This window comes from Algibacter sp. (genome assembly GCF_049667265.1).
Taxonomy (GTDB): Bacteria; Bacteroidota; Bacteroidia; order Flavobacteriales; family Flavobacteriaceae; genus Algibacter_B.
Window position 1 is genome coordinate 1 of sequence record NZ_JBATHX010000375.1, and the last position, 4129, is coordinate 4129.

Consider the following 4129-nt stretch of genomic DNA (forward strand, 5'->3'; position numbering starts at 1 on the left):
GAATAAATTATCAGTTTTTGGCGTTTTGCTTGTTCTTCCGATAATTGATATTTACTCTCGGAAAGTTCCCTATCACTTTCTAAGCTCGAAATACGGTTTTGTTTACTCACAATATCTTTACTAAACCTGGCAGCCTGGGATATTTCTTGTTCTTTTTTAGAATATAATTTATCAACCAAATCCACATAATCTTGATAGGCCAATAATGCTTTATCAAATTGCCCAGCATCTCTAAACACTTCAGAAAGCCTTCTGGTGGCATCTTTTTGAACTATCAAATCGGCCTTACCACCAGCCGCTTCAATACTTTTTTCTAGATACGGAATGGCATTTTCATAATCTCTTTGCGAGGCATAGGCGTTCCCGATTTTATAGTTTTGTTTTTGCGGTGTTAACGGACTTTCATTATCTAAATCAGCTTCTGTTTCAATTTCAGTAATGGTATTTAAAGCCTCTTTTCTTAATTTAATTTCATCTGAATAATTATTGGATTCGTTTTTAAAATCAGCCACTTTAATTTGTTCCTCAACAGCTCGTTTTTTGTTTTCATTATTAGCCAATTTCATCGATTTATTAAAAAATCCTTGAGCCTTTTGAGTTTCACCTTGGGCGTTAAATGCCTGAGCAATTTTCGAGTTTAAATCGGTTATTTTTGGCGTTATTAAATGCTTTTGGGCTACTGCTAACCCGTCTTCATAAGCACCAACTGATAGATTATAAGATTTGGTTAAAAGGTAAACATCGCCAAGTCCTTCGTATAAAACGGTTAATTGCCAATTAGTTAAATTGTTTTTATCAATAGTATTATAGGTTTGTAAACTTTCTTGATAGTTTTTATTCAGGTGGTAGGCTTTTGCTAATTTTAAGGAAATTATATTAGCCTTGGTGTTTTGCAAGCTAATTCTATAATTTGAAACTGCTAAATCGTACTGTTTCCAATACATATAGATATCGCCTAAAACTTCATAAGCCTCGCTATTTTCTTTGGTAGAATTACTTTCTGAAAGCGCGTCAGCAATAAACTGAATACTTTTTTTCGCATCCTTTTTTAAATAGGCTTTTGCGGAATCTATTAACGGCTTAAACAACTCGGTTCGAGATCTAGAAACAGACTTAAATTTAGATAGTTTTAATTTGTCTTCTTGACTTGGTTCGACTTCAACCTTAATGCGTTCATTACTCAAAATAGTATAAAAAACGGTTTCAAAATCTTTATGTCTTATTGTAAGTTCATCACCTTTTCTTGCTTCAATTCTAAACTCTCCGAAGCTATTGGTAGTAGCGTATCCGCCGCCATTAACTTCAATATTAACATCCTTTATTGGATTTTGGGTGTCACTTTCCACAACCGAACCTCGAACCGTAAATTTTGGACTAGAATTTGAAACAGCATCATTATTTTGAGCGCTTACAATCAAACCACTCAAGGTGAAGCACAACAGATACAAATATTTAATAACCAACTTCATTCTTTATTTCTAGTAGCTAAACTTACGCACTTTACTTGGTTTAATAAAATGTAGATTTTACATAAACGCCCCTTTTCTATCCCAAAAGGAAGACTTTACGAACTTATAAGATTGGTTTACTCATTAAACTAAGTATTTTACTCATTCACCTTTTTTTAAAAAATATGTTGAAACTACTTTTACGGTGTAACAAAATGTTCAATAATCAAAAAACAAAAAATCATGAAAACGTATTTTAAAACACTCGTATTAAGTTTCGCTTTATTTGGATTTATTTCCTGCAACGCAAAAAACAAACAACAAAACTTGGCGTTTAACGAACCTAAAACAGAACATCACGAGCCTAACAAACAATTTATTAAAGTGGCTTTATTGCTAGACACCAGTAATAGTATGGATGGCTTAATCGACCAAGCTAAAGCGCAACTTTGGGATATTGTAAACGAATTGTCGTATGCAAAATGTGGTAATAACAAACCCAATTTACAAATTGCTTTATACGAATATGGAAATGATAGATTAAACGGCAAAGAAGGTTACATCAGGCAAGTTTTAGCTTTTAGTGATGATTTAGATGACATCTCTAAAGAACTCTTTTCGTTAACCACAAATGGTGGCGAGGAATATTGCGGACAAGTTATTCAAACCTCTTTAAACCAATTAAATTGGGGCAAAAATGCAGACGATTTAAAACTTATTTTCATTGCTGGAAATGAACCTTTTACTCAAGGTCATGTGAATTACAAAGACGCCTCTTCAAACGCTAATGAAAAGGATGTGACTATAAACACTATTTTCTGTGGCGATTATAATCAAGGTGTTTCTAGCCATTGGAAAGATGGTGCCCAATTAACACATGGTGATTACATGGCTATTAACCAGAATAGAGCAACGGTGCATATAGCTTCTCCTTATGATGATGCCATTTTAATATTGAACCAAAGATTAAACACAACTTATGTTACTTATGGCACTAGAGGAAGTCAAAAATTGGCACTTCAAGCAGAACAAGACATGAATGCAAGTGGCTATAGCAAAGCCAATGCGGTAAAAAGAACCATTAGTAAAAGCTCGCACTTATATAAAAATAAAAGTTGGGATTTGGTAGATGCGGTTGAGCAAGAAGAAGTTTCCATTGAAGATATTAAAGACAAGGAACTTCCAACCGAATTAAAGGGTAAAACAAAATCGGAAATTAAAGATTATGTTGCCGAAAAAAGTAAAGAACGTGAAGCCATTCAGGTTGAAATCAATGAGTTGAATGAAAAACGTAAAACTTACATTTCTAAACAAAAAAGAGAGCAAACCGACAATTTAGAAAACGCCATGACAAATGCCATAAAGGAACAAGCCAAGAAGAAAAAGTATACTTGGAAATAATTTTTTCAATGTCTTTATCTAAGCTCAGACTGACGTCTCAAGTTTTCTGAAATCAAAAAAATCCCGCAAAAAGCGGGATTTTTTAATATGTTTTAAAATGAGAATCTTATAATTAATTAACGGCAGGACAGTTACAAGCATATTTCTCACGTGTGCAACCAAAGTTAAACCCAAGTGTTAATTGATGAAATCCACCACTTGTAAAAACGATAGGATTTGTTTGATAGGTATAGGTGTAAGCAAACATGAAATCGTTATAATTAGTACCTAAAATACCCGTTATTTGATTTAGTTTTTGGCTATTTACCGTAGTTCCATCTAAATATTGCGCACCATCTAAACTTTGTCTGTAAGACACGCCACCCCATAATTTACCAAACTCCATTTCTTTGTAAACTTTCCCATTAAAGTCGATACTTGCCTCTTCGGTTAAATCTCTATATTGAAACATTAAAGAAGGTTCATAACTCCACTCGCTCCCAAATCTACTAAATACGCTCCCTACAGAAACTAAATAGCGTCTTAAGTTACTTGTAATTTCAACATCCTTATTAACACCAGAGTTTTTTAAAACATTTTTTACCGTAGCGTGAGCATAAAAGTCAAGGTAATGGTATGAAAATCCTAAATCAACATTAAAATTAGTTTCGTTTTGAACAATCCCATCTATAATAGGATCTGGAATTGGAGACCCATCTAAAAAGGTAGTTTCATCCAATTGATATTGAATAAACCCAGCACTTAACCCAAACGATAACATGTTTAAATCGGCTTCACTCCTAGAAAACATAAGATGATGTGCATATGTAAAAGTGGCTCCTTTTTGAGAATGATATCCATTTTTATCGGAGTATAAAATACCTCCAATTGCAGACTGAGATTCTCCTATTCTACCATTCGCACTAAGCGTCACAAGTTTAGGTGCATCATCTTGCCCAAACCATTGTTGTCGCGCTGTTAATCTAACTTTTGAACAGTTAGCAATACCAGCCATAGATGGATGAATTAAATAATAATTATCTGTCAAATAATCCGTGTAAATAGGCAATCCTTCCTGAGATGTTGCTACGTTTGAAAACACAGCCATAATTGCCACTAAAATGATATTTTTTAATTTCATAAACTTTATTACCAAGTAGGTTTGGTTTAATACAAACGTCTTGATTCTTAAAAAATTACACATAAAAAAGATAAAGCTCGCCTTTACCTATACCGCCTTTTAAAACAGGCAACAAAACTCAAATATATGGATAACTAAAGTTTTCTTTTAGTATTTTTGT

Annotated in this window: 3 protein-coding genes; 1 reads left to right on the plus strand and 2 read right to left on the minus strand. The window is 33.3% G+C overall.

Going from position 1 to position 4129, the window contains the following annotated elements; genetic code table 11:
- A partial coding sequence (locus WBN21_RS13000) for a tetratricopeptide repeat protein (protein WP_424200950.1) occupies nt 1–1427 on the minus strand: 1427 nt, incomplete at its 3' end.
- A 264-nt stretch (nt 1428–1691) separates the two neighbouring features.
- On the opposite strand from WBN21_RS13000, the gene WBN21_RS13005 reads away from it, so the two are divergent.
- The gene (locus tag WBN21_RS13005; RefSeq protein WP_424200952.1) at nt 1692–2849 is read left to right on the plus strand and encodes a VWA domain-containing protein; all 1158 of its coding nucleotides are present in this window, start codon (nt 1692–1694) and stop codon (nt 2847–2849) included.
- A gap of 112 nt (nt 2850–2961) precedes the next feature.
- Here WBN21_RS13005 and WBN21_RS13010 read toward each other — a convergent pair whose 3' ends face one another.
- Nucleotides 2962–3969, minus strand: coding sequence for a PorP/SprF family type IX secretion system membrane protein (locus tag WBN21_RS13010; protein WP_424200954.1), 1008 nt, complete (start codon nt 3967–3969; stop codon nt 2962–2964).
- Nucleotides 3970–4129 lie beyond the last annotated feature (160 nt).

What these genes read in the sequence shown, in the direction of transcription:
- WBN21_RS13005 (WP_424200952.1), top strand. Translation starts at nt 1,692, where the DNA reads ATGAAAACGTATTTTAAAACACTCGTATTAAGTTTCGCTTTATTTGGA.
- WBN21_RS13010 (WP_424200954.1), bottom strand. Translation starts at nt 3,969, where the DNA reads ATGAAATTAAAAAATATCATTTTAGTGGCAATTATGGCTGTGTTTTCA.